At 63.0% G+C, this 25,620-nt stretch carries 25 protein-coding genes; 12 read left to right on the forward strand and 13 right to left on the reverse strand.

Annotated elements, in window-relative coordinates:
- Positions 1–3: 3 nt before the first annotated feature.
- The 7 genes from rfaP to glnE form a co-directional block, all read right to left on the reverse strand.
- A complete protein-coding gene (rfaP, locus tag A6D6_RS14485) occupies positions 4–849 on the reverse strand; it encodes a lipopolysaccharide core heptose(I) kinase RfaP (RefSeq protein WP_133491631.1) in 846 nt (281 codons plus the stop codon).
- A complete protein-coding gene (locus A6D6_RS14490) occupies positions 846–1,925 on the reverse strand; it encodes a glycosyltransferase family 4 protein (RefSeq protein ID WP_159661125.1) in 1,080 nt (359 codons plus the stop codon). The genes rfaP and A6D6_RS14490 overlap by 4 nt, the downstream gene beginning before the upstream one ends.
- A complete protein-coding gene (gene waaC / locus A6D6_RS14495; RefSeq protein ID WP_133491629.1) occupies positions 1,922–2,953 on the reverse strand; it encodes a lipopolysaccharide heptosyltransferase I in 1,032 nt (343 codons plus the stop codon). The genes A6D6_RS14490 and waaC overlap by 4 nt, the downstream gene beginning before the upstream one ends.
- Before the next feature lie 235 nt (positions 2,954–3,188).
- Positions 3,189–3,962 carry a lipopolysaccharide kinase InaA family protein gene (locus tag A6D6_RS14500; protein ID WP_159661126.1) on the reverse strand — a complete coding sequence of 258 codons (774 nt, stop codon included), beginning with the start codon at positions 3,960–3,962 and terminating at the stop codon, positions 3,189–3,191.
- Between the two features lie 2 nt (positions 3,963–3,964).
- Positions 3,965–5,008 (reverse strand): lipopolysaccharide heptosyltransferase II, encoded by a 1,044-nt coding sequence (gene waaF / locus A6D6_RS14505; RefSeq protein WP_133491627.1) that lies wholly within the window; start codon positions 5,006–5,008, stop codon positions 3,965–3,967.
- 27 nt (positions 5,009–5,035) lie between these two features.
- Entirely contained in the window at positions 5,036–5,959 is a 924-nt protein-coding gene (locus A6D6_RS14510; RefSeq protein WP_133491626.1) for a branched-chain amino acid transaminase, read from the reverse strand.
- A gap of 54 nt (positions 5,960–6,013) precedes the next feature.
- A complete protein-coding gene (glnE, locus tag A6D6_RS14515) occupies positions 6,014–8,881 on the reverse strand; it encodes a bifunctional [glutamate--ammonia ligase]-adenylyl-L-tyrosine phosphorylase/[glutamate--ammonia-ligase] adenylyltransferase (protein WP_159661127.1) in 2,868 nt (955 codons plus the stop codon).
- Between glnE and A6D6_RS14520 the strand changes: the two genes are divergently transcribed.
- Positions 8,822–9,277: a hypothetical protein gene (locus tag A6D6_RS14520; protein ID WP_159661128.1), complete on the forward strand. Its 456-nt coding sequence runs from the start codon at positions 8,822–8,824 to the stop codon at positions 9,275–9,277. The two genes, glnE and A6D6_RS14520, sit on opposite strands and share 60 nt — an antisense overlap.
- Positions 9,278–9,415: 138 nt before the next feature.
- On the opposite strand, the gene tfpB is transcribed toward A6D6_RS14520, so the two are convergent.
- A complete protein-coding gene (tfpB, locus tag A6D6_RS14525) occupies positions 9,416–11,215 on the reverse strand; it encodes a type IV pilus assembly ATPase TfpB (protein WP_159661129.1) in 1,800 nt (599 codons plus the stop codon).
- 168 nt (positions 11,216–11,383) lie between these two features.
- Here tfpB and A6D6_RS14530 point away from each other — a divergent pair, with 168 nt between their 5' ends.
- The 11 genes from A6D6_RS14530 (at position 11,384) to tatC (ending at position 20,609) form a co-directional block, all read left to right on the forward strand.
- A complete protein-coding gene (locus A6D6_RS14530; RefSeq protein ID WP_133491623.1) occupies positions 11,384–12,064 on the forward strand; it encodes a TIGR00153 family protein in 681 nt (226 codons plus the stop codon).
- A gap of 27 nt (positions 12,065–12,091) precedes the next feature.
- Positions 12,092–13,360 (forward strand): inorganic phosphate transporter, encoded by a 1,269-nt coding sequence (locus tag A6D6_RS14535; RefSeq protein WP_133491622.1) that lies wholly within the window; start codon positions 12,092–12,094, stop codon positions 13,358–13,360.
- Between the two features lie 158 nt (positions 13,361–13,518).
- Positions 13,519–14,829: an amino-acid N-acetyltransferase gene (argA, locus tag A6D6_RS14540; protein ID WP_133491621.1), complete on the forward strand. Its 1,311-nt coding sequence runs from the start codon at positions 13,519–13,521 to the stop codon at positions 14,827–14,829.
- Between the two features lie 2 nt (positions 14,830–14,831).
- Positions 14,832–15,569, forward strand: a complete 738-nt coding sequence (locus A6D6_RS14545) for a DUF8198 family protein (RefSeq protein WP_159661130.1) — start codon at positions 14,832–14,834, stop codon at positions 15,567–15,569.
- Complete coding sequence (gene ubiE, locus A6D6_RS14550) at positions 15,566–16,324, forward strand: bifunctional demethylmenaquinone methyltransferase/2-methoxy-6-polyprenyl-1,4-benzoquinol methylase UbiE (RefSeq protein WP_133491619.1); 759 nt, start codon at positions 15,566–15,568, stop codon at positions 16,322–16,324. The genes A6D6_RS14545 and ubiE overlap by 4 nt, the downstream gene beginning before the upstream one ends.
- Positions 16,324–16,956, forward strand: coding sequence for a ubiquinone biosynthesis accessory factor UbiJ (locus tag A6D6_RS14555; RefSeq protein ID WP_133491618.1), 633 nt, complete (start codon positions 16,324–16,326; stop codon positions 16,954–16,956). The genes ubiE and A6D6_RS14555 overlap by 1 nt, the downstream gene beginning before the upstream one ends.
- A gap of 259 nt (positions 16,957–17,215) precedes the next feature.
- Entirely contained in the window at positions 17,216–18,832 is a 1,617-nt protein-coding gene (locus tag A6D6_RS14560) for an AarF/UbiB family protein (RefSeq protein WP_159661131.1), read from the forward strand.
- Positions 18,833–18,876: 44 nt separating this feature from the next.
- A complete protein-coding gene (locus A6D6_RS14565) occupies positions 18,877–19,206 on the forward strand; it encodes a phosphoribosyl-ATP diphosphatase (RefSeq protein ID WP_133491616.1) in 330 nt (109 codons plus the stop codon).
- A gap of 2 nt (positions 19,207–19,208) precedes the next feature.
- Positions 19,209–19,436, forward strand: a complete 228-nt coding sequence (gene tatA / locus A6D6_RS14570; protein WP_133491615.1) for a Sec-independent protein translocase subunit TatA — start codon at positions 19,209–19,211, stop codon at positions 19,434–19,436.
- Positions 19,437–19,456: 20 nt separating this feature from the next.
- Positions 19,457–19,837 (forward strand): Sec-independent protein translocase protein TatB, encoded by a 381-nt coding sequence (gene tatB, locus A6D6_RS14575; protein ID WP_159661132.1) that lies wholly within the window; start codon positions 19,457–19,459, stop codon positions 19,835–19,837.
- Positions 19,830–20,609 (forward strand): twin-arginine translocase subunit TatC, encoded by a 780-nt coding sequence (tatC, locus tag A6D6_RS14580; protein ID WP_159661133.1) that lies wholly within the window; start codon positions 19,830–19,832, stop codon positions 20,607–20,609. Before tatB ends, tatC begins: the two co-directional genes overlap by 8 nt.
- Positions 20,610–20,784: 175 nt before the next feature.
- Here the strand turns inward: tatC and A6D6_RS14585 are convergent, their stop codons facing one another.
- The 5 genes from A6D6_RS14585 to pip form a co-directional block, all read right to left on the reverse strand.
- A complete protein-coding gene (locus A6D6_RS14585) occupies positions 20,785–21,621 on the reverse strand; it encodes an alpha/beta hydrolase (RefSeq protein ID WP_159661134.1) in 837 nt (278 codons plus the stop codon).
- Complete coding sequence (locus tag A6D6_RS14590; RefSeq protein WP_159661135.1) at positions 21,606–23,450, reverse strand: Lnb N-terminal periplasmic domain-containing protein; 1,845 nt, start codon at positions 23,448–23,450, stop codon at positions 21,606–21,608. The genes A6D6_RS14585 and A6D6_RS14590 overlap by 16 nt, the downstream gene beginning before the upstream one ends.
- A gap of 71 nt (positions 23,451–23,521) precedes the next feature.
- Complete coding sequence (locus A6D6_RS14595) at positions 23,522–24,001, reverse strand: DUF3015 domain-containing protein (protein WP_133491610.1); 480 nt, start codon at positions 23,999–24,001, stop codon at positions 23,522–23,524.
- 162 nt (positions 24,002–24,163) lie between these two features.
- On the reverse strand, positions 24,164–24,601 hold the full coding sequence (dtd, locus tag A6D6_RS14600) for a D-aminoacyl-tRNA deacylase (protein ID WP_133491609.1): 438 nt from the start codon (positions 24,599–24,601) through the stop codon (positions 24,164–24,166).
- Positions 24,598–25,620 (reverse strand): prolyl aminopeptidase (pip, locus tag A6D6_RS14605; RefSeq protein WP_255461657.1); only part of this gene is annotated, 1,023 nt, incomplete at its 5' end. The genes dtd and pip, both read right to left, overlap by 4 nt.

A 25,620-nucleotide genomic window follows, 5' to 3' on the forward strand; every position in this document is an offset into this window, starting at 1 on the left:
GAGTCAGATATCCTTTCCCGGATGCTCGGCGAACGGCAGAGGAAACGCCGGCGTCTTCTCGAAGTAGCGCTGATAGATGCGCTCGCCCTCACGACGGCTGGCGTCCAGTAGCGGCGCCTTGTCGCCAAGCGCTTCCCGCAACGGCATGTCGGTGTAGATCCGCACGAAGCGCAGCACATCGCGCCGGGTCAACGAAAAACGGGCGGTGGAGAAATACAGACCGCCAAGATCCTTGACCCGCCAGCGGCGTGGCACCCGCCCTCGCACCTGGGAGCGATGCAGATCGATCAGATACAGCGGCGCGGTGGCGTCGTGCGCGGCCACGGCGTCCTTGGGCATCAGGAAGTGCCCCAGGTAGAAATCGCGGTGATTCACGCCGGCGTCGTGCATGCGCTTGGCGATCTCCGCCACGCGCCGGATCAACGCCCATTTGAAGGCCGCCGGCGGCGGATTCAGGCGCCAGGTTTCACCCAGTTCTTCCAGGCTCACGGTGTCCAGCAGTTCTTCGGTGACCAGGAAGCTTTGCCGTGATGCCGGGTTAAGGCCGCGTTCGCCATAACCGACGATGGTGAGCGTCTCCAGCCCGGCTTTCGCCACCCGGCGAATGGCACGCACTTCCGACATGGCGCCGAGAATCGGCAGCTTGGCCTGGGTCAGATTCTTGACGATTTCGCCCCAACCAATGCCTCCGTGGTACTTGAGGAAATAGTGGCCGCGCCCGGTCTGGAAACGCAGCGTGCGACGCCCTTCCCGTTCGCGAAATACGTCTCCCTGTTGGCGGGCGGCCTGCTCGAAAGGGTCCTTGCCGTGCCAGACCTCCGCCAGATCGTCACGCAGATACAGCGTCATGAAGACTTCCTTGGATGGCGTTCAATGGCGTCCACCGCGTGGCGCACCAGATCGTAGATATCCGCGCTCTCAGCGAACGCCCTGCCACGCTGACGCCACTGGTCCCTTGATGTGGCCATCAATGCCTGAACATCGGCGGCGGACGGTTCGGCACTGACCTTACCCATGTTCGCCCGCTCAATGTAGGGCGCGTAGCCGCAAGCCGGGGTGGTCAGCACCGGCAGGCCGGCCACCGCCGCTTCCAGCAATACCGTGCCGGTATTTTCCGCATAGGCGGGGTGGACCAGCAAGTCCGCGCTCCACAGCCATTCCGCCACGTTATCCTGACCGCCCATGAAGTGCACGCGGTCCTGTACCCCCAGCCGGCGGGCCTGGCGCAGGTAAGACGCCGGGTTATCGTCACCCACCACATACAACGGGATGTTCTCCGGTAAGTCCGGCAGCAACGCGATAGCGCGATCCAACCCCTTGGTGCGAAAACCGGAACCGACGAACAGCAGCATGGGCATGTCCTCCGCCAGTCCCAGCCCGGCCCGCAGGTGTTGACGGCGAGAGGCGTAGTCCTCCGGCAAAATCCGGTCACGGCGGATGCCCGGCGGCAGATCGACGAAGCGCTCGTCGGCGGTGCCGTAGTGATATTGGTACAAGGCTCGCTGGGGCGGCGAAATAGAAAGGATCCGGGTGCTGGCGTCGGCACCGAGCACCGCGGCCTCCTTTGCCAGTTTGTCGCGGTAGCGGGAAAGCCAGCGCCGCACGCCCCGGTAACGGGCGGCCAGGCAGCCGTCGGCGGCATAATACCAATCCAGCCCCGGCATTTTGTTGAAGCCCACCACGCTGTCGAAGTCCCCGAGCCGGTCTTGCACCCGCCGGGCGAAGCGATCATCACGAACATGGTTCATGCCGTCGCTCACCGGCAGGATTTCCACCTCCAGCCCCGGCTCCGGCTCACCGTGCCAGGCGCGGGTAAACACGGTGACCTCATGGCTTCGGGACTGCGCCTCCCGGGCGATGGCGAGCATGTCCCGCTGCAGGCCACCATAAGGAAAGTACTCGAACAGCGGAAAGGCCAGCTTCATGGATCCGTGACCTCCAACAGCCGCTGCCACACCCATTGTGGTTTGAGACTGCTGAAACAGGGGGGCTCCACCCCTTTGCCCAGGCTGCCCCGGTAGGTGCATTTTTCCTGTACACAGGGCGCGCAGGGAAATTCGGCGCCCAGCGACTGGGCGCGGCTGCCCCAGACGCCGGTCAATCGCGGGTCGGTGGGGCCGTACAGCGCCACTCCGGGCATGCCGGTGGCGGCAGCCAGATGAGCCAGTCCGGTGTCCACGGCGATGAAGGCATCCCAACCGAGGAAGTGTTCAGTCAGTGCCTCCAGCGACAGGCGCGGCAGCACTCGCGCGCCGGGCACGCCGCGAACCAGCCGTTCCGCCCGGCGTTTCTCGGTTTCATCGCCCCAGGGCAGATACACGCGGTGGCCGGCCTGATCGGCCCATTCCACCAGCTCACGCCAGAACGCTTCGGGGTAGTGTTTGGTGGGCCAGGTGGTGCCATGGCAAAACACCAGATCGGCGCCCGGGGTCAGTAGCGAGCGAGGCTCCTGTTGCCGGTGCAGACCGTAATCCGGCGCACTGTCCGGTGTGGTGTAGCCGAACACCCGGGCGAACAGTTCCCTCACCCGGCTGACCGCGTGCCCGCCACGGGGGATCGGCAAGGGATGATCCAGTACGCGGGCCGACAAGGCCTCCCGGGCGGAAGTGCGGTCAAGGCCGTACTTGGGGCCTCGCGCCAGCCGGGTCAGGAAAGCGCTCTTGATCAGCCCCTGGGCGTCGATCACCGCGTCGTACTCGGAAGCCTGAAGACGTGCTTTGAAACCGCCCCATTCACCGCTGCGGCGAGCCCTAAGGGGATGGCGGCGCCAGCGGCGCAGGGCGCAGGGCAGCACTTGCTCCACCGCCGGGTGTCGGCCCGCCAGGTCAGCAAAGGCTTCTTCCACCACCCAGTCCACGCGCAATCCCGGCACCACCGCCCGGGCGTCGGTCAACGCCGGCAGGGTGTGGATGACGTCCCCCATGGACGAGGTTTTGATCAGCAGAACGCGCATGTGCTTCCTGGTATTAGGGCCTGTTCTCACAGTCGCCCGCCATCATAACGGCTGCTTGGGGCCGGTTCATGCTCTTTACCGAAAAGATCGTGAACCTGGCGTCTGTTCATGCCCTTTAAGAAACCTGAAAAACACCCCGTCATCCCGGACTTGACCCGGGACCTCTGTTTACAGGGCACCTGGCTTGGTAGAGGGAGATGCCGGATCAAGTCCGGCATGACGTTTCAGGAGCCCCTCAGCGATAGCGCAGCTTCCGGGCCAGCCAGCGGGCGAGAATTTTGCCATCCTCACTGAGATGACCGGTGTCCAGGTAATACTTGAGAAACCGGAGTTGATCGCGGCGACTGACATTCTTGCTGCGTCGCGCCAGGCTCTCCAGATCCCGGAACAAGTGCCGGAATCCGGTGAACAAATGGGTTTTCTCCAGATCGATGAAGCGGACGTCGAATCGTTCCAGCATCGGTCGCCAAGCCACGAATACATGCTTGGGGTAGAGATTGCGATGAGCAAAACCCCGCAGGTGCATGAAACGCAAGGTCCTGCCCACGTCTTCCAGCAAACGGCGGCGGCGCGCGAACGGCAACGCCGGGATATCAATCTGATCAAGACTCTGGAAACCGTCCAGCCCCAGACTCACCAGAACATAGTGTTCATCGCCATTGTCATCGACAAAGTGATCGAAAAACACCGGCCGCGCCACCGGCACACCCTTTTTCAAGCAGGCCGATAGCGCTCTGAACTCCGTTTCCAGGGTGGCCCGCCCGCGCAGTGGATGGCGCGGAGACCGTCGGCGCTGATTGCGCTGGCATTTGACATAGAGGCTGTGGGCCGCGCCCGTGCCGTCGTCCATTTCCAGACGATAGACGTGCATGCTGCCGCCATAGCGCAGATTGGGCTCATCCACCAACTGCTTGCCGGACAACGCCAGCCAGGCGGCGGCGTGATTCAAACCCCGACTGATCAGCGCCGGACGCCAATCCGGATCGATGTATTTACGCGGCACACGCACACTTAATCCTCCCTGACGGCCAGGTCCCGCAAAGCGGAAATCACCCTGGCCGGCTCCAATTGGCGCAAGCAATTGAGGTGCCCCAGGGGGCATTCACGCTGAAAACAGGGACTGCAATCCAATCCCAGACGCACCACCCGCACCGCCGAGCCCAGCGGCGGGGTGAAATCCGGAGAAGTGGAGCCGTAAACCGCCACCAGCGGACGGCCAAGAGCGGCGGCGATGTGCATCAGTCCCGAATCGTTGCTGACCACGGCATCAGTGGCGGACAGCAAATCCACCGCTTGTTCCAGGCTGGTGCTGCCGGCCAGCAACTGTACCGACGACCGCTGCGCCCCGGGCAGCGCATCGCGAATGGCTTCCGCCACGGGCAGATCCTTGCCGGATCCGAAAATCCAGACCTGGCCGCCGCGGGTGCTGATCCAGTCCCGCGCGACCTCGGCGTAGTGGTATTCTGGCCAGCGCTTGGCCGGGCCGAACTCCGCCCCGGGACAAAGCCCGAGCACCGGCACATCCCGATTCAAACCGTGGGCCCGCAGTGCCTGCTCCAGGCTGTCCTCACTAACCACCAGATGCGGCGGGGTGATCGTCTCAAGCAGCGGCGGAGCGGCTTGAGAGGGCAACGCCAGGGCAACGAAACGCTGCACCATCAAGGGATAACGCTGCTTATCGAGTACCCGGACGTCGTTGAGCAGGCCATAGCGCATCTCGCCACGCCACCCCGTGCGTACCGGCACCCGGGCCCAAAAGGGCACCAACGCGGATTTCAGAGAGTTGGGTAAAACGAAGCATTGATCGTAGCGGCCACGCAGGGAGCGACCCAGCTTCCGGCGGGCAGCCAGCTTCAGATCGCCATGGTCGAACGGCAAATCGAGGGGGGCACGCACTTCCGGCATGCGCGATAACAAGGGTCGGCACCAGGCGGGCGCCAGAACATCGATGGCGCAGTCCTGCCGCCGCTGTAACTCGGCGAACAGGGTCTGCGCCATCACCATGTCGCCCACCCACGAGGGGCCGACGACAAGGATACGCTGGGATTCGGACATCAGGCGTCAGGCGTCCGTCTTCGCGTCTCAGACCGCGAAGGTCAGCCAGTCGCGGTACTCGTCCAGCTTGCCGCGCACCAGATCGAAATACACCGCCTGCAGTTGCTCGGTGATCGGCCCCCGCTTGCCTTCGCCGATGATACGGCCGTCCAGCTCACGGATCGGCGTCACTTCCGCCGCGGTACCGGTGAAGAACGCTTCGTCGGCGATGTAGAACTCGTCTCGGGTGAGACGCTTCTCACGCACCTTGTAGCCCCGCTCCTCGGCCAGTTGAATGATGGTCTTGCGGGTGATGCCGTCCAGACAGGAGGTCAGTTCCGGGGTGTACAACACCTTGTCACGGATCAGGAACACGTTCTCGCCGGAGCCTTCGGCCACATAACCTTCGTTATCCAGCAGCAGCGCTTCATCGGCACCACCGGAGAGGGCTTCGTTCAGCGCCAGCATGGAGTTCATATAGCTGCCGGAAGACTTCGCCTTGCACATGGTGATGTTCACATGGTGGCGGGTGTAGCTGGAGGTCCGCACCTTGATACCCAGCTCCAGGGCTTCCGGAGACATGTACGACGGCCATTCCCAGGCGGCCACGGCCACATGCACGTTAAGGCCGGCGGCGCGCAGCCCCATGCCTTCGCTTCCATAGAACACCAGCGGACGCAGGTAGGCGTGGGGAAGTTTGTTTTCCCGGACCACGTCGATTTGCGCCTGGTTGATCACATCCTTGGCGTACGGCACCTTCATGTTAAGAATATGCGCACTGTTGAAGAGCCGGTCCGTGTGCTCCCGCAGGCGGAAGATAGCCGGGCCCTTGTCGGTCTCGTAGGCCCGCACGCCTTCGAACACGCCCATGCCGTAATGCAGGGAATGCGTCAGCACGTGCACCTTGGCATCGCGCCAGGGCACCAGTTTACCATCCAGCCAGATAACACCATCTCTATCAGCCATGGACATGGCGGTCATTCTCCCAGAACTATGACCCGTGGAAGCGTGCCTTGCCGGGCACGTCTATTCTTCGAGGTCGAACCATTGCTTCCAAATCGCACGAACCCCCTCCCGCAGATCGCGGAATTCGGCATCGTCGACGATGGATTTCTCTTTGCGCAGCGAGGCGCGATGAGCCGCTGACCGGTAGGCCAGGTAGGCTTCCCTTAACAATCCGGCGTCCTGCGCCGGCATCAGTTCCAGAGCGGCAAGCGTTTCCAGCAACCGCACGTTATCGGTGAAGCGGGTCAGTTCACCGTGGGAGGAGGCCCATCTGAGTACGCCATATTGCACCATAAATTCGATATCAACGATACCTCCAGGATCCTGCTTGAGGTGGAAACGGCCTTTCTCCCCCGATCCCAGGTGCGTCACCATGCGTTCGCGCATGGCCAGAACGTCATCGCGCAGGGTTTGAGGATCGCGCGGCTGACACAGCACCTGATGGCGAATCGCGTCGAACGCCTGACGCGCCCGATTACAACCGGCCACCACCCGGGCCCGCACCAGCGCCTGATGCTCCCAGGTCCAGGCATCCTGGGTCTGGTACTTCTCAAACGCGCTCATGGCGGACACCAGCAAGCCGGATTTGCCACTGGGACGCAACCGCATATCCACTTCATAAAGCTGGCCACTCATGGTGCGGGTGGACAGGATGTGGACAATGCGCTGCCCCAGGCGGGCATAAAACTGCTCGTTGGAGACCGGTTTGTCACCGTCGGTATTACCGCCGGGGGCGGCATCGTGCAGGAACACCAGGTCCAGATCCGAGTTATGGCCCAGCTCGATGCCGCCGAGCTTGCCGTAGCCCACCACCACGAAATCCGGATCGCAGGGCTGGCCGCTGTCCCGTGACGGCTTGCCATGGCGTTCCACCAACGGCTCCCAGGCCAGCATCACCACCTGATTGAGAATGCTCTCGGCCAGCCAGGTGAGATAATCACTCACCTTCATCAATGGCAGCACCTGGGTCACCTCGGACGCCGCCACCCGCAGCAGATGCGCCTGCTTGAAGTTCCTCAGCACCTCCATCTGCTGCTCGAGGTCATCCTCCGCCACTCTCAGCAACTGCTGGCGCAACTCATCGTCCAGTTCGGTCCGGGCCGGCGGCGAGTACAACGTACCCACGTCCAGCAACTCGTCCAGCAACACCGGGTGACGCGCCAGCCTTTCGGCGATCCAGGGGCTGGCCCCGGACAGTTTCACCAACTGGGTCAGGGCGCCGGGATTTTCCACCAGCAGCGCGATATAGGCGCTGCGCCGCAGCACCGCTTCGATAAAAGCCACCAGCCGTGCCGCGGTAACCGCGCCATGCCCCTGATAGCCCAGGCCCTCCAGCAACAACGGCATCAACCGGTCGAGACGCTCGCGCCCGATACGCTGCATGTTCTCCACCGCCCGGCTCTCGCGCAGTGCATGGACCTGCTCGTAGACCTGCTCCGCCTCCTGGATACCCATGTTTGACAGCACCGTAACGGCCGCCTCCGGCTCCAGTCGTCCCAGCCAGACATCCACCAGTTCCTGATCGCCCTGGCGCTCATCGGACTCCTGCTCGGGATCCGCGATCACCTGGCTGAAGTGGAAACGCACCCGCTCCCGGTGGCGGCGCAAACCGCGTTCGAATACGCGCCGTGAAGAGAACCCCATGGCAAAGGTCAGCCGCTCCCAACCCACCTCGTCATCAGGCAGACGCTGGGTTTGCCGGTCCGCCACCGCCTGCAGCCGGTGTTCCACATCGCGCAGGAACACGTAGGCGTCCCGCAATTCCTCCACCACATCCTCCGGCAGCAGCCCCTGCTCGAGCAGCAGCGGCAGAACCTGAATCAGGTTGGGCTGACGCAGCGCCGGCAACTGGCCGCCCCGGATCAGTTGGAAGGCCTGAACGATGAACTCCACTTCACGAATGCCGCCGGCGCCGAGCTTGACATCCGCCTGCATCCCCTTGCGGTTCACTTCCCGCTCGATCAGGGATTTCATCTCGCGCAGCGACTGGAACGCGCCGTAATCGATGTAACGGCGATAGACAAAGGGATTGAGCCGCTCCACCAGGCGGGCGCCGGCCTCCAGGTCACCAGCCACCGGGCGCATCTTGATCAGCGCGTAGCGTTCCCATTCGCGGCCCTGGGTTTCGTAGTAGCTCTCCATGGCGTCGAAGCCCACCGCCAGCGCGCCGCTCTTGCCCCAGGGGCGCAGCCGCATGTCGACACGAAATACAAAGCCGTCGGCGGTGGTCTGGTCCAGTGCCTTGATCAACTGCTGGCCAAGACGCTGGAAAAACTGATGGTGGCTGAGTGCTCGCCGCTCGCCTTCCAGCTCGCCTTCGTGTTCATAGGCGAAGATCAGATCGATATCGGAGGAGAGGTTCAGTTCCCGCGCCCCCAGTTTGCCCATGGCGAACACCACCAGCGTCACTGGTTGCCCGTCCGGCCCGATCGGCGTGCCCTGGCGGGCCCGGGCCCAATCGTAAAGCTGCTCCAGCGCGCAGGAAATCAGGGTATCGGCCAACAGGGAGAGGTCCGCCACGGTGCTGTGATAGTCGCCCTGCCCGGCCAGGTCCCGCCAGATGATGCGGGCCATATGGCGCTGACGCAGCCGCCGCAGCACCTGTTTCAACTCATCCTCGCCGGCGCAGGCAGCCACCGCCTGTTGCACCTGGGTAACCAGGGACATCGCATCCAGGCGTTGATTCAGGGAGTGCTCAAGCAACCAGGGTCCCAGCTCACCGTCACGAATGAACTGTTCCGCCACGAAGTCGGAACCCGCCCAGACCTTGGGCAGATCGGCGCGCAGAGCATCAGGCAGGGTATGGCCCGCCTCCTGAAACCGTTGCCAATGCTGGCCAACCAGCTGAGCAAGGTCATCGGGCAGGCCGGAATAGTCCGGTTCTGTCATGGGTGGTATTGTCCACAGCCTCGGGAAACAAGGAAAGGCCCGGTCCGGGCTTTTCCGCTGGCACGCTGGCACGCTGGCACGCTGGCACGCTGGCACGCTGGCACGCTGGCACGCTGGCACGCTGGCACGCTGGCACGCTGGCACGCTGGCACGCTGGCACGCTGGCACGCTGGCACGCTGGCACGCTGGCACGCTGGCACGCTGGCACGCTGGCACGCTGGCACGCTGGCACGCTGGCACGCTGGCACGCTGGCACGCTGGCACGCTGGCACGCTGGCACGCTGGCACGCTGGCACGCTGGCACGCTGGCACGCTGGCACGCTGGCACGCTGGCACGCTGGCACGCTGGCACGCTGGCACGCTGGCACGCTGGCACGCTGGCACGAAACACGCTAAACCCGAAGCCAGATCGCTGGCAAACAATAGCGAGCATGTTTGCGCACCCGCGATGACAGCCTTCCCAAACAATCCGCCCTCCCCGTCTCGCTACAGGGTCGGCAAGCATGGCGTGCTAGCGTGCTGCGTGTATGCGTGTCAGCCCAACAGCATATCCGGGGATGGCGTTACCCGCATCACTTCTTCCACCGTGGTGAAGCCGGCGGCCACTTTCCGGGCACCGCTGATACGCAAGGGTTTCATCCCCCCACGCACCGCCTCGCGGGTAAGTGATTCGAGGTCTCCGCCACGATTAACCAGGCTTTTTACCGGCGCCGCCAGCGGCATGGCCTCATACACCCCCATGCGCCCCAGGTAGCCGGTACCCCGGCACTCCAGACAGCCCACCGGCCGATACCAGGTTTCCGGCGGAGTCATCTTGAAGGGCCGCACCAGCTCCCGCCAGGACGCCGCGTCCACCGCTTGCGGCGCCTTGCAATGCGGACACAGGGTCCGCACCAGCCGCTGGGCCATGACCCCGGTGACGGCGGCGGTGATCAGATAAGGTGGCACGCCGAGATCGGTGAGTCGCACGATCGACGACGGCGCGTCATTGGTATGCAGGGTGGACAACACCAGGTGACCGGTCAGCGCCGCCTGGATCGCCATTTCCGCGGTGGCCAGGTCACGGATCTCCCCGATCATGATGATGTCCGGATCCTGCCGCAGCATCGCCCGCACCCCTTCGGCGAAGCCGACGTCGATATTCGCCTGCACCTGCATCTGGTTGAAACTGGGCTCCACCATTTCGATCGGATCCTCGATGGTGCAGACATTGACCTCGCTGGTCGCCAGTTGCTTGAGCGTGGAATACAACGTGGTGGTTTTGCCGGAACCAGTGGGCCCGGTGACGAAGACGATACCGTGGGTGTGGCCGGTCATGGCCCGCCAGGCCTGATGATCCTCCTGGCTGAATCCCATTTGCGCGAAGCTGCGCACCAGCACCTCCGGATCAAAGATACGCATCACCATCTTCTCACCGAAGGCGGTGGGCAACGTGGACAGGCGCAATTCCACCTCATTGCCATCCGGGCTTTTGGTCTTGAGCCGGCCGTCCTGGGGTTTGCGTTTTTCCGCCACGTTGAGCCGGGACAGGATCTTGAGGCGGCTGGTCACCGCCGCCATCACCGGCGCGGGCAGTTCATAGACGTCATGCAGAACGCCATCGATCCGGAACCGCATGCGGCCGGTGTCCCGGCGCGGCTCCAGATGAATGTCGCTGGCACGCTGGGAAAACGCGTATTGCAGGATCCAGTCGACGATATTGACGATGTGCTGATCATCGGCGTCCGGCCGCCCCCGGCCAACTTCCAGCAGTTGCTCGAAGTTGGCGATATCCGTGCCCCCCTGCCCCCCGGAACGACGGGCACCGGCGATGGAGCGGCTGAGATTGTAGAATTCGATGCGATAGCGGCGCAGCGCCTCCGGATTGGCCAGCACCACCCGCACGGTCCGATCCCCCAGCACCTGCTGCAGATCCTCGCGCCAATCCAGACGGAACGGCTGATCGCAGCCCACCATCACCGTCTCCGCCGACACTTCCAGGGCCAGAATGCCATGGCGTTCGGCGAAGGCGTAGCTCATCACGTCGGTGACCCGGTCCACTTCCACCTTGAGCGGATCGATGTGATACAGGCTCAGACCGCTTTTTTCCGCCAACCAGGCGGTGAGCGCATCGATATCAAGGAAGACGTGCTCATTCTGACGATCGGCCAGCCGGTATTTCGCCACTACCTGTAGCGGATGCCAGCCCTGCTCGCTGCTTTCCCGTGGCGTTGTGGAAATCACATTGTAGTCTTCCCGGGTCACGCGCTGCTCTTCGAGCAGTTCACGCATGACCCAGCGAACATCCAGCTCAAACGTCCGGGACGAATGAGCCGCGGTGGTGGCCCCGATCACTACTACCCCCAAAAACCTAATTTACAATTAAGGAAATACTATCACCTATCCCCGGAATAGACAGCGGCGCTTTCCGGAACAGGCTCCGGCATTTCATGGAATAGGCAGCAGCGCCGCTATCCACTATACTCGCGCCCACTTCAGTGACGATTCCGTGACAGGGTTCCTATGTCCTTTGGCAGCTCCATCGCCGGCCTTTTTGGCCGATCGCCGATACGCCCCCTGCAAAAGCATTACGACACCGTGCACGATTGCGCTTTGGGCCTGGGCGATTTCTTCTCCGCGGTCCGCGACAATGACTGGGAACGCGCCCGCGAAGCCCGCCAGCGCATCGCCCAATTGGAAAACCAAGCCGACGAGCTGAAGAAAGAGTTCCGCCTCAACCTGCCCAAAAGCCTGTTCTTGCCGGTGCCCCGCTCCGATCTGCTGGAACTGGTCAGCGTGCAGGACAAGGTGGCCAACAAGGCCAAGGACATCGCCGGCCTCATGCTCGGCCGGCAAATGACGCTCCCTCCCAGCCTCGCCGATAGCATGACCGATTATCTGCAAGGCGCCATCGACACTTCCGCCCAGGCCAAGAAGGCCATCAATGAACTGGACGAACTGGTGGAAACCGGCTTCAGCGGCCGGGAAATCCGTCTGGTGGAAGAGCTCATCGAGGAACTGGATCGCCTGGAACGGGCCAACGACGACCAGCAGGTGCAGATCCGCGCCCGGCTGTTCAAATTGGAATCCGAACTGCCTCCGGTGGATGTGATGTTCCTGTACAAGATCATCGACTGGATCGGTGACCTGGCTGACCGCGCCCAAAAGGTCGGCGGCCATCTTCAATTGTTGCTTGCCCGCTAGGGTCCGGCAGACCAGCAGAGGTTCCCTATGGAGTGGATGCTCGAACACAGCACCCTGATGCTGCTCATTGCCGGCGGCGCCGGTTTCCTGATGGCCCTGGGCGTGGGCGCCAATGACGTCGCCAACGCCATGGGCACGTCGGTGGGGGCGCGGGCTCTCACCGTCAAACAGGCGGTTCTGATCGCCATCGTTTTCGAGTTCGCCGGGGCCTACCTGGCCGGCGGTGAGGTCACCGCCACCATCCGCAAGGGCATCATCGACGCCGAGGTTTTCAACCAGACCCCTCATTATCTGATCTACGGCATGCTCGCCGCATTACTGGCCGCCGGCATCTGGCTGGTGGTGGCTTCCTGGGCGGGCTGGCCGGTGTCGACCACCCATTCCATCGTCGGCGCCATTGTCGGCTTCGCCGCGGTCGGCGTCGGTATGGACGCGGTCCATTGGGGACAGGTGGGTTCCATCGTCGCCAGTTGGGTCACCTCGCCGCTGCTGGCGGGCTTTCTCTCTTTCGCCTTGATCAAGAGCGTGCAGAAACTGGTTCTCAACCATGACGACCCGTTCCAGCGGGCCAAGAAAGTGGTGCCGTTCTACATGTTCCTGGTGGGCTTCGTGATCACCAAGGTGACCCTGGTGAAAGGCCTCAAGCATGTGGGCCTGGAGATGAACTTCGCCTCCAGCACCCTGTGGGCGATCGTCGGCGGCGCGGTGGTGGCCGGCCTCGGGGTCCTGTTCCTGAGCCGCATCCAACCGGATCCGGAAGCCGACAAGGATTTCCGTTTCAGTTCGGTGGAGCGGGTATTCGCGGTGCTGATGATCTTCACCGCCTGTGCCATGGCCTTCGCTCATGGCTCCAATGATGTGGCCAACGCAGTAGGCCCGCTGGCGGCGATCAGCAGTGTGCTCGCCAATGGCGGCGTGATTGGCAAGGAAGCGATCATTCCCGGCTGGGTTTTGCTGGTGGGCGCCATGGGGATCGTGTTCGGGCTGGCGGTGCTCGGCGCCCGGGTCATGGCCACGGTGGGCACCAAGATCACCGAGCTGACCCCGAGCCGTGGCTTCGCCGCCGAACTGGGCGCCGCCACCACCGTGGTACTGGCGTCCGGTACCGGACTGCCCATTTCCACCACCCATACCCTGGTGGGCGCGGTACTCGGTGTCGGCATGGCGCGCGGCATCGGCTCGCTCAACCTGCGCGTGATCAGCACCATCTTCACTTCCTGGATCGTCACCCTGCCCGCCGGGGCCCTGTTGTCGATTCTGTTCTTCTATTTCTTCAAGGGACTGTTCGGGGCGTGAATTCGCTTACACGCCAGCACGCGAACACGCTTGGTTCGCCCCGCCGGTTTTAGGGGTTAGCGTGCAAGCGTGTTGCGTGTAAGCGTGCTTCGGCCCCTGGCGTCGCCCTGGCGGCGCTGGCTATACTGGCCCATCCCCTTGATTGGCCGAGAAAAACCGTGAGCACTACCGACCAGGTGAACTGGTTCCGCAATTCCTCACCGTACATCAACGCGCATCGTGGCCGTACTTTCGTGGTGATGATGACCGGCGAGGTTCTGGACAGTCCGTTACTGCCCTCATTGGTGCATGACCTGGCGCTGCTCAATACCCTTGGCGTGCGCCTGGTGCTGGTTCACGGGGCCCGGCCGCAGATCAGCCGGCGCGTTCATGCCGCCGGCCTGGAAACCCATTTCGAGCACCACACCCGGATCACCGACAGCGCCGCGCTGGAAGCGGTGATCGCCGCGGTGGGCGCACTGCGGCTGAAGCTGGAAGGGCTGTTTTCCATGGGGTTGGCGAACACGCCCATGCACAACGCCTCGATCCAGCTGATCAGCGGCAACTTCGTCATCGCCAAGCCCAAGGGGGTGCGCGACGGCTTTGACTACCAGCACACCGGCGAGGTACGCCGCATCGAGGTCGGACCGATCCGCCGCCAGGTGGACGCCGGCAACGTGGTGCTGCTATCCCCGCTGGGAAGCTCCCCCACCGGCGAGCTGTTCAATCTGAATGCGGAGGAAGTGGCCTCCACCGCCGCCATTGCCCTGGCCGCCGACAAGCTGATCGTGCTCGGCGACGGCGTGCGCATTGACGATGAACACCAGCGCATACTGCGCGAGCTGACGCCGCAGGAAGCCGGACGGTTGCTCGCCGGACAGCGTCTACAGGACAGCGCTCTGGAACGGCACCTTACCGCCGCGTGTCACGCGGCCAGCAACGGCGTGGCACGCGCCCACCTGCTCGACGCCAGCGACGACGGCGTACTGTTGAAGGAACTGTTCACCCGTGACGGCTGCGGCACCATGGTCACGAGAGAGACCTATGAAACCCTGCGCGGCGCCCGCATCGAGGATGTCGGCGGCGTACTGGAGCTGATCTCTCCGCTGGAGGCGGACGGCACCCTGGTGCGCCGCTCCCGGGAGTTGCTGGAAAGCGAGATACAACGCTTCCTGATCATCGAGCGGGACGGCATGGTGATCGCCTGCGCGGCACTCTATCCCTTCCCGGCGGAAAAAGTGGGCGAGTTGGCCTGTGTCGCCGTGCACCCGCAGTATCGCAGTAGCGAGCGGGGCCTTCAGTTGCTGCGGCAATTGGAGCGGCGGGCGCGGGAGCAGGGATTGGAACGGCTGTTCGTGCTCACCACCCATACCGCCCACTGGTTTCAGGAGCAGGGATTCCAGCCCGCGGATGTACACAGCCTGCCGGCGCAGCGGCAGCAGCTGTATAATTGGCAGCGCAATTCCAAGGTGTTCGTCAAGACACTCTGACCATGCCCACTTCCCAGTCCCCAGCCAATGGCGCCGCCGACACCGCCGGCCTTCGCTTGCAGCATGCCCTGGCGCGCTTTTTTCAGCTGCGCCAACACGTTGACGACGCGGTGTTTCTGGCCCGCTTGCAACGGCTGCGGGCCACCCAACGGCAGCGGCTTGCCGAGACCCACGCCGATCTGCTCGCCGATCACCAGCTGCGACCGGCGCTGACTTTCCTGCTGGATGATGTCTACGGTGGTCAGGATCTGCTGCCGGTGGCCACCGAGATTCGCCGTGCCCTGCCCAAGGCGCTGAAGTTGCTGCCCGACCGGGTCATGGCCACCTCCGCGGTGGCCCTGGAAGCGGCGATGCTCACCCAGGAACTGGATGAGGCCCTGGTCCATACGCTGGGAGCCCGGCTGGATCAGCCGCTGGATCCCGCCAGCTACGCCGAAGGCTACCGGGATCTCGGTGACGATGGCGCGCGCCGGCAACAGATCACGCTGGTGGAGGAACTGGGGCCCCGGCTGGACCGCTACATCCGCTCACGCACCCTGCAAACCACCTTCCGGCTGGTGCGCAAACCCGCTCATGCGGCGGGCTTCTCGAACCTGTATGATTTCATCGACCGCAGTTTCCGGGTAATGAAACCGGTGCCCAGCGTGACCGCCCTGCTTGAGCGAGTGGCGGCCCGCGAGGACGCGATCATGACGCGCCTGTTCAGCCGGCACCCTTTTCCGTTCAAGGACATCCCATGACCGACACCAACGACGACAAAGTAACCCACTTCGGCTACCAGCAGGTTCCCTGGCAGGAAAAGCAACAGCGGGTGGCGGGCGTGTTCCGTTCGGTGGCGGCCAAATACGATGTCATGAACGATCTGATTTCATTGGGCAGCCATCGCATCCTCAAACGCATGACCATCGAACTGGCCGGGGTGCGCCCGGGCCAACGGGTGCTTGATCTAGCCGGCGGCACCGGCGATCTGGCGATCAAATTCTCCCGCCTGGTCGGCGAAACCGGCCAGGTGGTCCTGGCCGACATCAATGACGCGATGCTGGGCGTGGGCCGGGACCGGCTCTACGACGCGGGTTGCGGACACAACACACAAGTGGCCCAGGTCAATGGTGAGCACCTTCCTTTCGCCGACAATAGCTTCCATTGCGTGACCATCGCCTTTGGTCTGCGCAACATCACCGACAAGGACGCGGCCCTGCGCTCCATGCTGCGCGTGCTCAAACCGGGCGGACGCCTGTTGGTACTGGAATTCTCGCAGCCGGTGAACAAGCCCTTCGCCAAGCTGTATGACCTGTACTCCTTCGCGGTCTGGCCGCGGCTGGGCAAACTGGTGGTGAACGACGCCGACAGTTATCAGTACCTGGCCGAGTCGATCCGCATGCACCCGGACCAGGACACGTTGCAGGGCATGATGGATGAGGCCGGTTTCGTGCGTACCGAATACTTCAACATGATCGGCGGCGTGGTGGCCCTGCACCGGGGGTTCAAAGCCTGATGTCGGATCCCGGACTGCTCTCCACCACCGCCGTGGCCGCCCTGGAACGGGCCATCAACACGGCACTGCGCGGCGACCCGGTGACCGCCGCCGCGCTCCGCCAGCATGCCGGCCGGCTGCTGGGGGTACACAGCACTTTGCCGCGCACCTCGGTGTTTCTGCTGATCGTGGATGACGGCGTCGAGCTGTACCTGCGCAGCGAAGCGGCGGCGGACGTCAGCGTCACCGGCAACCCGGTGGACCTGGCCGCGCTGTTGCTGGACTGGAAACGTCAGCCCAGCGCCATCGGCGGCCCGGTTCGCATCGAGGGCAACCGTGAACTGCTGCAATCCTTGCGTGAGCTGGCCCGCGACCTGCAATTGGATTGGGGCGCCATGCTGGAGCCGGCGCTTGGTGGCGAGTTGGCGCAGACCCTGCATCAGGGCGCCCTGCGCCTGGGAGGCTGGGCCCGCGAGGCGTTTCGCCGCCTCGGCGACCAGGTGGGCGACTATCTGGGCAACGAGTCCGGCCTGCTGGCACTGCGCCGGGAAGTGTACGAATTCTATCAGGACGTGGATGAGCTGCGCGGTGATGTGGACCGCCTGGAAGCCCGCGTTCAGCGTTTGAAGGCCTGTTCCCGCCCGGTTCGATAGTCGCGTTGCCGCCCCAAAGCGGGCCAGGCAAGGCGTGAGGAGAGAAGTTTAGCGTGCTAAATGAACGACGAAGAACACCGACTGGCCCGCTTTGGGGCGCAACCCGAAGGGTCGGGGCCGTATTCCCGCGATCCCGCGTTGCGATTCGCTCATGTAACCAGCCACACCGCGCTCACCGCACCCTGGCTGGTGAGAAAACGGCCCCCGGCGCGATTATCGAACCGGGTGGGAACAGGTCCGCAAGGAGTTCCGCGCCCTGATGCCACCGTTTGCCCGCTTGTTCTCGGTCACCCTGGTGGTGTGCCGCTATCGTCTGCTGTCCCTGCTTTCGGCGCATCCCATTCGCCCGCTGCTGGTCTTTCTGCAGTACCTGGTGCCAACCAGTTGGCGCGGCACCGGCGACCTCAGCGAAGGCGAACGTCTGCGGTTGGCGCTGGAGGAGTTAGGGCCGATCTTCATCAAATTCGGCCAGTTGATGGCCACTCGCCGGGATCTGCTGCCACCGGACTGGACCGAATCCCTGGCGCGCCTGCAGGATCAGGTGGCGCCCTTCGATGGCGGCGAAGCCCGGCGAAAGGTCCAGGCCAGTCTGCCTAAGCCGTTCGACCAGGTGTTCGCCACCTTCGACGAGCGGCCGCTGGCCTCCGCCTCGGTGGCCCAGGTGCATCCGGCCACCTTGCTGGACGGCCGTGAAGTCGTGGTCAAGGTACTGCGCCCCGGCGTTGAAATGAAGGTGGAGCGGGACCTCCGGGTAATGGGTTTCGGCGCCCGGATACTGGAGAAACTCTGGTCCGATTCCCGCTATTTCCACCCGGTACGGGTGGTGCGGGATTACCAGTCGGTGATCCGTGGCGAACTGGACCTGGAGCAGGAAGCCGGCAACAGCGAGACCATGCGCCGGCATTTCCTGTTCAGTTCGCTGCTGCACATCCCGGAGGTGCACCTGGAGGTGTCCTCCCGTCAGGTGATGATCTCCGATCGCATTTACGGCATTCCGGTCAATGACATTGAGCGCATCAAGGCGGCCGGCATCGACCCGCGCGCCCTGGCCGAACGCGGTGTGGAAATCTTCTTCGCCCAGGTGTTCCGGCATAATTTTTTCCATGCCGACATGCACCCGGGTAATATTTTCGTCAATCCGGCCACCCCGGATCTGCCCCAATACATGGCGGTGGACTGCGCCATTGCCGGGCGCCTGTCCCGCCATGACCTCAACGTGCTCGGGCGCATGGTACTGGCGGTGATGCGCGAGGATTACCCGATGCTGGTGGATCTGGTGATCCGGGCGGGCTGGAGCAACGCCCCGATCGATCGCCACCGTTTCGAACAGGAGGCCACGCAGTTGCTGGCACCGGTTCGCTCCGCCTCGCTGGAACAGCTGGAATTCGCCCCGCTGGTCCTGCGCCTGTTTGATCTGGCCCGGGAATACCACATTGAGGCACCGGTACAATATGTGCTGTTGATGAAGACCCTGGTGCATATCGAAGGTCTGGGCCGCAGCATCTACCCGCAACTGGATATCTGGACCGTGGGCCGGCCGCTGCTGGAAGCGTGGATGATGGAGGAATACGGCCCCGCCGCCACGCTCAATAAACTGCGCAACCGGCTGCCGGAATGGACCGCTCAGTTGCCGGAAATGCCGGATCTGCTGCGTGACGCCCTGGAGAATCTGCGCGATCATCCGCAGCGGCAACGGGACCTGGAATTCCGCCTGGCATCAAACTTGCGCCACAATCGCCGCCGTGCCCTGGCCGGGGTCGGCGCGGTGGCCCTGGGCCTGCTGGCGGGCATTGACGCGCTGCTGGTCGGTAGCGGCTGGGCCTGGCCTCTGGGCGGTACTGGCGCCGTGCTGCTGGCGTGGTCATTGCGCGCGTAGCGGCCCGTACTTTGCTACACTGACGGGCCTGCACTGGAGACACCATGTCGGATATTCTCAACCAATTGCACCAAGTCCTGGAGGCCCGCAAGGGGGCGGACCCGGACAGTTCCTATGTGGCGAGTCTGTACCATAAGGGCCTGAACAAGATTCTGGAGAAGGTGGGCGAGGAAGCCATCGAGACCCTGCTCGCCGCCCGGGACCTGGAAGCCGGCGGCGACACCCGGGCCCTGGTCAGCGAAACCGCGGATCTGTGGTTTCATTCCATGGTCATGCTGGCTCATCTAGGATTGCATCCCGACCAAGTGCTGGCGGAACTGGAGCGTCGCTTCGGCCTGTCCGGGCACGAAGAAAAAGCCTCTCGAGGAGATTAATCATGTTTTCCGGTATCAGTATTTGGCAATTGCTCATCGTCCTGGCCATCGTGGTTCTGCTGTTCGGAACCAAGAAGCTGCGCAACATCGGCAACGATCTCGGCGGCGCGGTCAAGGGCTTCAAGGATTCCATGCGCGATGGCGAAAATGAGCAAGACCAGCAGCGTCTAGCCGACGAGAAAAACGACACCACCCAGGAACAGAAAGAAAAGGACAAGGATCAGGTCTGACCTGAGCGGAGCCGCTACCCATGTTCGACGTCGGCTTTTCCGAGCTGCTGCTGATTTTTGTCATCGCCCTGGTGGTGCTGGGCCCCGAACGCCTGCCGAAAGCGGCCCGCACCCTGGGCTACTGGATCGGCCGTGCCCGTTCCACCTTCAACAACCTGCGCAACGAGCTGGAACGCGAAGCGTTGAACATGGACATGCGCGAGCGCATGGAAAAACAGATGCGGGAAATGGGGCTGGACGAAGACAGCATCCGCAAGGCCAAGGACAGCCTGCTGTCCCCGGACGAGGTAGCCCAGGCCCGGCAGAAGCCCGACCCGATCAAGGCGGAAAGCCGTCTGAATACGCTCGAACCCTCCGAGCCAGCGTCTTCCACCCCGGAGGAGAAGAAATCCGATGAATGACGAGCACCACGGCGATACCGCGCAACCGCTGGTAGCTCACCTCCTGGAACTGCGTAACCGTCTGCTGCGTGCGGTGGTGGCGGTTCTGGTGGTGTTCCTGTGCCTGTTTTATTTTTCCCGGGAACTGTACACGCTGATCGCCGCGCCGCTGATGCAGGCGATGCCCGAGGGCACCCACATGATCGCCACCGGCGTGGCCGCGCCCTTTCTCGCGCCATTCAAGCTGACGCTGTATCTGAGCATCTTCGTGGCGGTCCCGGTCATTCTGCATCAGGCCTGGGCCTTCGTGGCCCCGGGGCTTTACCGGCACGAGAAGCGGCTGGCGGTCCCCTTGCTGATGAGCAGCGTCCTGCTGTTCTATGCCGGCGCCGCCTTCGCCTACTTCGTGGTCTTTCCGCTGATGTTCCAGTTCTTCACCTCGGTGGCGCCGGAAGGTGTGGCGGTATCCACCGACATCAGCAGTTATCTGGATTTCGTGCTGGCGCTGTTTCTGGCTTTCGGCGTCGCCTTCGAGTTGCCCATCGCCATTGTCCTGCTGATCGCCTCCGGCGCCACCACCGCCGCCAAGCTGTCCTCTTCCCGGGCCTATGTGGTGGTGGCGTGTTTCGTTCTCGGCATGCTGCTGACACCACCGGACATCATCAGTCAGACGTTACTCGCCCTGCCCATGTGGCTGCTGTTCGAAGTGGGCCTGATCTTCGGACGCTTCGTCGAGAAAGAGAAGGTGCAGCGGGAAGAGGAAAACGACGGCGTTTCCGCCAAGGACGAGTGAGAGATTGATCGCGGTACTTTCTTTGGCCGCTCCTGGCTGGAAAGCAGCGGTGGGAAGCAGCCTTGGCCGCGAATGCCCCCGAACCGTTAGTCATTCGCTTGCAAGCAAGCTCCCACAGCGGCTTCGTAGCATGTGGGAGCCAGCCTGCTGGCGAAGGGACGCGCTAGCTTGACGATCAGCCTCCCAGGCACGCCTTGTCGCGCAGGAAATCGACGATCCGGGCGCGCACCGCCGGATCTCTCGTTCCCTGCCCATGACCGCCGCGCAGCGGCTGAAACAGCTTCGGCGCCTCGGCGGCGTGGTACAAGCGCTCCCCCTGAGCGTAGGGGATCACCGGATCTTCCAGGCTGTGCAGAATCAGTAAAGGGCGCGACGCCAGAGCGGCAATGTTATTTTCCGGATCCCAGTCACGTGGCGGCAGCGTCGGCACCACCAGCCACTGCAACGGCCATAGCAGCCAGCTGCGCCCCATCACATCCTTGGCAATATCCCGGTAGCTGGCGAAGGCGCCTTCGAACACCACGCATTGGACTTTGTCCTCATTGACCGGTCGCGCCAACACCCGGGTTCCCATTGCCGCCCCCAGGCTCTGGCCAAACAGAATGATCGGCTGTCCCTCGGCACGCCCGGATGCCACCAGCCAGTCGAGCCCGAGCTGGATATCATCGAAGACCTCCGGCAATTCGGCGGAGCCCTCCGACAAACCATAGCCCCGATAATCCAGCAGCAGCACATTGAAGCCCTGCTCCGGCATCCATTGCACATTGGCCAGGTGAGTACTGATGTTCTCGCCATTACCGTGCAGATAATAAACGGTGGCAACACTGCCCCCCCGAGCCGGCAACCACCAGGCGTGCAGGCGCAGCCCATCCGGATGAATCAGAATCACATCCTCGTAGTCCAATCCCTGGCGGGCAGGATTCTGCGCCCAGGGCTTCATCGGATAGAAGAATACCCCGCTGCAACCGCTCACCAGCAACGGCACCAGCAGCAACATCAGTCGTAATACCATCGCCACTCCAGATTGAAACCGGTGTCACTGTCGCCGCGCCAGCCTTCGCGCTCCAGAGAGGCGCGCAAACCATGCTGGCGCCCCAGTGCGTAATGGGCACTAAGCCGGGAACGATGCCGGTATCCGTCATTGGTAAAGTAATGTCCGGCACTGCTTAGTTGCCACTGCCAGGCGCCGCTGTTGTATAGCAGTCCGGCCTCGGCGCCCCCGCCCGGGGTAATCCAGGTGCTGAAAGCACTGTTGTTTTCCGCCCGGGCGCTGAGTAGTACATAGGGCTGCCAGCCCTGCCAGCGCCAGCTGAGGCCGGCGCCGCCCTGAACATAACGGGTCAGCCGGCGCCCTTGCGCCCAGGCCCGTTCCAGCCCGCCCTCCACATACCAGCTCAGCGGCTTGGAGAACGTATCGCGGGGACTCAATGAGCGAATGCTGACCAGGTCCAGGCGCTCCAGCTTCACCGCCTGGCTTTCGGTACTGCGCAAGGTAACACCCAACCCTTCGATTTGCGCGCCATCAAGAAAACCGCGGCGGTTATCCAGCAGGTCATGGTAGGTCATCCGCCAGCTGAACTGACCGTAATCGTCCGCGCCCCATTGGCCGCCGGAGACGCCCAGCATTTTGGTACCATGCCCCTCTTCCGGCGGACGTTGAGGCTGCACCCGGGGCGGTGTCGCCGCTGGCAGCCGGCTCATCAGCCCCAACAATGCGAAGGAACGCTTGGCCACATCCTCGGTGCGTTCCTCCTTGCGATGAACAAACCGTACATGACGATAAGCGGTTTGCGCCATCAACGCCTGCCGTGGCGGCGGATAGGCTTGAAACTCCGCGCTTTGCGCCAAATCCGGATCATCGGCGAGACGGCGGGAAAGGCGCCGTTCCGCCACCGTCATCTCCGCCACCAGGGCTTCCAGCTCCTGCGCCTTGGACGGTCGATAATGGCGCTGTTCGATCAGGTCCTTATCGTCCAGCGCCCGCACCGTATTGACGGGCAGCTCAGCAAACCGCCACTTGTCCAGCAAGCCGGTGCCGGGCCGGGCCACTTCCATCAGTTCCAACAGCCGGAACGAGCAATTCTCATCGAAAAAGTAATAGTCGAAATTGATGTCCTTGAGTTCCCACAAATGCTCGATGACCCAATCAATCTCGTCCTGATTCAGAGCCAGGTCGTACTCCCAGATGTCCCGGTTTTCCATATGGGAGTATTCCTGGATTTTCTGCACATAAGGTACCAGGGTGAAGCGTCCGGGATAGCCGCCGGCCAGGCCGCGGTATATGTAGAACAGGGAGTTGTCTTGTTCCGAGGTCATGGCGCCAAAATTGACCGCCCAGGACAGCCATACGGTCCCGTCACCGGTCTGATCCAGCCGTAATAAAGTATGGCCGAACATGGAGGAAGGGCTGTTCAGGTAGGCGGCGGGAAAGACCAGCACGGCCCGGTTCGCCTGAACCGATTGACGCCATTCCATGTATTCGTCGCAATGGGCGAAAGGCGCGCTCTCTTGCCCCCCACTCTCTTCCCAACCCAAGTGCTCGGCAAAAAAGCGATAGCGGGCCGGGAAACGGCAACGCTCCGGCGCCTGTGCTGGCCGCAACGCGTCAATGGAGGCGTTCAGCTCCGCCAGCGGATCATCCTTACCGGTGTCGGAGAGGAAAAAATTATCGTCGTCCACATAGCTGCGGTGGCGATCACGAAGGGTGGCGCCCGGGTTAATATGCAGCAAGGCCTGCCAGCGTGGTTCCCGGGCAAGGTCTTCCCGATTCTGCGCGGCGGCAACGGTAGTGGACAGGGTCAGGAACAGGCCCGCGAGGGCGCACAGAACTCCGGTGCGCATGGCACATCCTGGCAGGGGAAAAGAAAAGCGTGAAACGAAGGCCCCGCCAAAGCAGCGGGGCCGTCAAGCACTTATACGTACTTGGCCAGTTGTTGATCCTGGCTCATTACCATGTTGATTTGCTGCATCACTTCCGCGGCAGTGACGTCCTGGCTCGGGAAGATGGAGGCAAAGTTCTGATGCATGATGCTGTTGAAGTGAGCGCGATCCGCCGCGTCCACACCGATGGAAACGGACAGCGCGGTCAGGGCCTCACCTTCACCCACCGCCATGTCCTGAGCCACTTCTTCCATCACGCCGGTCATCCCCAGCAGGCTTTCACCGCTGTAGGTCAGGGCGCCATTGGTGTCACAACCGTTGGTACCGGAAGTCATACCGAAAGTGGCGTTGCCGGAGGTACCGTTCACAATCGTGGCCAAAAGATGCATGGGAAGGCCGGATTTGCCTTCGAACAACAGGTTACCCCAACCACAGCCCGGACCACCCGGAGCCACGGCGTGAGCGGAGAAGGAAGCACCCATCAGTGCAGCAGCAAGAAGCGTTTTTTTCATCTTTGATCTCCTGATGTTTTTTACCATCGTCCCTAAGGAACTTGCCTTGGCCCCCATCGACGATCCCCGGGAGCATGCGAATCATCATAAACCAGGGTTGTTCCATTGCAATACGGCTGTCACCTAAAAAAAGGCCATTTACAAAACGCAACCTGACCCGGATCACAGCTCCAGCAGAAAAGTCACCGGCCCGTCATTGATCAAATGCACCTGCATGTCAGCACCGAAACGGCCGGTCGCCACCGGCACACGTCGTGCTTTCAATGCCTCGACAAACTCCTGGTACAGGCGCAGCCCCAGGGCCGGCTCCGCGGCGCTGGAGAATCCGGGCCGGCGCCCTTTGCGGGTATCCGCCGCCAGAGTGAACTGAGACACCGCCAGCACTTCCCCGGCCACAGCGCGAACATCCAGATTCATCTTGCCCTCGGAATCCGCGAACACCCGGTAGCCGCTCACCCGTTCCGCCAACCGCCGGGCCGTGTCGGACTCATCACCGTGCTCCACACCGACCAACACCAACAGACCCCGGCCGATACGACCAACCTCTTCCCCCGCCACCTCCACATGGGCCTGGCGCACTCTCTGTAGCAGTACCTTCACGCCAGATCCCCGCGTTGCTCCAGCCGATGGACCGCGGCAATCAACGCCTCTCCGACCCCCGCCTCACTGGTGGCATGGCCGGCACCGGGCACCCACCGCAAACGGCTGTCTGGCAGCGCTTCATGTAACAGCCACGCCTGTTCCGGCGGACACACCAAATCATAGCTGCCATGCACGATTTCCACCGGGCAGCGCAGTTGCGCGCAGCGCGGCAACAAGGGTTCCGGCAAAAAACCATCGTGCATGAAGTAATGGGTTTCCAGTCTGGCCATGGACCAGGCGTGGCCATCCACATCCAAGCCGGCTAGCGGTATCAGGGCGGACAGATGGGTTTCCCAAAGTGTCCATTCCCGGGCCAACCGCATACCCTCCCCGCTCCGCGCTTCGCCAGCGGCAAGGGCGGCGTGATAGCGCGCCAGCACCGTGCCTTCTCCGGCCGGCAGGGCATCCACCAGCCGTTGCCATTGCTCGGGGCGATAGCGGGCGGCGCCGTGCTCCGTATAAAGCCAGTCCATGTCTTGCCGCCGGCACAGAAAGACACCGCGCAACACCAGCGACGCCACTCGGTCGCCGTGTTCCAGAGCATAGCTGAGAGCCAGCGTACTGCCCCAGGATCCTCCCATCATCACCTGCCAGCGAGATACGCCCAGATGACGGCGAATGCGTTCGATGTCATTGACCAGATGCGACAGGGTATTGTGGTCGGTACCGGCATGAGGACGACTCTTGCCGGCGCCGCGCTGGTCATGGAGCACAATGCGGTAATGACGTGGATCGAACAGTCTGCGCAGCAATGGCGAACTGCCGCCACCGGGGCCGCCGTGGAGCACCATCACCGGCACACCGTCCGGATTGCCGCATTGTTCCAGATAGAGCTCATGGCCGTCGCCGACGGCCAGATACTCGTGCTGATAGGGTTCGAGAGGAGGATACAGCGCCATGATGATCTTCTTGCCGGAGTGCGCTCCAGCATAAGGATTGCGGGAACGAGCGCAAGACGCCGGACGCCGGACGCCGGA

Origin of the sequence: Alcanivorax xiamenensis, assembly GCF_009846745.1 — a bacterium.
GTDB classification, from domain to species: Bacteria; Pseudomonadota; Gammaproteobacteria; order Pseudomonadales; family Alcanivoracaceae; genus Alloalcanivorax; species Alloalcanivorax xiamenensis.